We start from the raw sequence: 2,154 nt of genomic DNA, 5'->3' as shown, positions 1-2,154 counted from the left end.
GTACCCCCAGAGAGAGTCGAACTCTTCGTGACGGTGGCGTCATAGCGCCAATCCGCGGAAAATGGCGGTTCACGCACATGTCATGGCTCACGCAGACGTGGGTACATCATGCAGATGCGTGTCAAAAACGTGTCAAAACAACCCCGGTAAAAGCCGGTGGATGATCGGCGTGTTGGGGTATCTGGCTGGTGCAGTCGGTGCACAGTCGGTGCACAGTCGGAACAGAAGAAAGTAAGTAATTCCAATAGTTAGTCCAGTGAGAACAAAAAACTATTTTTATAGAGGTCGCATAGACAGAGGGCGTGCAGATGGACTGGCCGCTATGTGCCGTGGTGGTGGTGTCGGGCGGCTTTTGGTTTCTTGCGCTGTGGGCTCGCTCGGGTATGCTCGTGACTTGTCGTAGGTGGTTCTGCCGGTGATGGGAGACGGTCGTGGACATGAGTGCTGACGAGGCGACGCTGTTCGCCCGTATGGACGAGGGGCAGTACTTCGACCGCAAGAGCGCGCGCATCAAGCCGGAGGACGTGTCCCGCCACCTCATCGCGTTCGCGAACGCCTCGGGCGGCCAGCTGGTCATCGGCATCGAGGACGACGGGAGGATCACCGGGTTCAAGCGGAACAACGCCAGGCCGGTCGAGTCGTTCGAACAGATCCCGATCACGCAGTGCGCCCCCACGCCGCAGGTGAGCGTGCGGCGCGTCTCCTGCGTGAACACGGCCGGCGAGAGCGACGTGATCCTCGTGCTGGACGTGGCCCCGTTATCGAACCACGTGGTGACGAAACGGTCGAACGGCGACGTGTACCTGCGCGAGGCGGACCGCAGCGTCCTGCTGGATCGAGAGCAGGTGCGCGCCTTGGAGTACGACAAGGGGCAGCGCTGGTTTGAGGACGAGCCGGAGCTCCGGTCGGGCATGGACGACGTCGACCACGGGGTGCTGGACCGGTACAAGCGGGCCATCGGCGCGGCCGACATCCCAGGTGAACGGGTGCTGCGCAGCCGCGGCTTCCTTGTGGATGGGCGCCTGACGAACGCTGGCGTGCTCCTGTTCGCGCAGTATCCGGCGGCGTTTCTGCCATCGGCGCGCGTGCGCGTCATCAGGGTCGACGGGACCGAGCTGCATACCGGTCGCGGGTTGAACATCGTCAAGGACAGGGAGTTCGACGGGCCGCTGCCCGACGTGGTGGCGCAGGCCAGCCAGTTGATCGGGTCGCTGCTGCGCGAGTTCCAGGTGCTCGGTGACGACGGCCGGTTCCGCACGGTGCCCGAGTACCCGCGGTTCGCGTGGTTCGAGGGACTGGTGAACGCGGTCGCGCACCGTGACTATTCGATCCGCGGCGAGTACACGCGGGTGATGATCTTCGACGACCGTCTGGAGGTCACCAGCCCGGGCGCGTTGCCGAACCGGGTCACGTTGGAGAACATGCGCACCACCCGGTACGCGCGCAACCCGAAGATCTGCCATGTGCTTACCGCGTTCGAGCTGGTGCGCGAGCTCAATGAGGGTGTGCACCGCATGTATGAGGAGATGGAGGAGCTCGGCCTGCCCGATCCCGAGTACAGCGAGCCGAACGATTTCAGCGTCCGTCTCGTGCTGCGCAACAACATCAGGCGACGCGTCCCCTACCTGAACGGGCGGCAGGACGGGCCTGCCACCGTCATCAACGAGACGGAGATCCCCGCCGAGGGCTTGACTCCGACCGAACGTAAGGCCCTCGCCCTCGCCATCGACAACGGGAAGGTGACGACCGGGGCATTGGCCGAAGCCGCCGAAGTAAGCGCCAGGACCGCATCGAAAACCCTGAAGGAACTGGCCGGCAAGGGGATCCTGCAATGGCATGGTTCCGGGACTCGTGACCCTAAACAGTACTACACGTATTCGGGGCAGCAGGTTCGGAGTATTTCGGAGTAACTTCGGAGTATTTCGGAGTAACCCCGACATGGTGACGCCGGATTGCGGTATTCCGTCGACAAGAGACAAGCGAGAAGCATCGGTTCGGGCAGCGTCCCGGATGGTGATCTCGAAGGTCCTGTCCAGTGCGGTGCAGTGGTCGGGCAAGAGACCGAACGGCCCTGTCAAACGCGTGTCAAAACCATAAAAGAAACCCCTTGAAAACCAATGTTTTCAAGGGGTTTGAAGCCGTACCCCCAGAGAG

General features: G+C 62.4%; 1 protein-coding gene. It reads left to right on the top strand.

What is annotated here, in order from left to right; translation table 11 throughout:
• Nucleotides 1-437 precede the first annotated feature (437 nt).
• Complete coding sequence (locus tag CSQ85_RS12890; protein ID WP_150384351.1) at nt 438-1,910, top strand: ATP-binding protein; 1,473 nt, start codon at nt 438-440, stop codon at nt 1,908-1,910.
• Nucleotides 1,911-2,154 lie beyond the last annotated feature (244 nt).

The sequence above is a fragment of the Bifidobacterium rousetti genome (genome assembly GCF_008698235.1).
Taxonomy (GTDB): Bacteria; Actinomycetota; Actinomycetes; order Actinomycetales; family Bifidobacteriaceae; genus Bifidobacterium; species Bifidobacterium rousetti.
The sequence above is the reverse complement of the archived record's forward strand: the minus strand, read 5'-3'. Positions and strand labels throughout refer to the sequence as shown.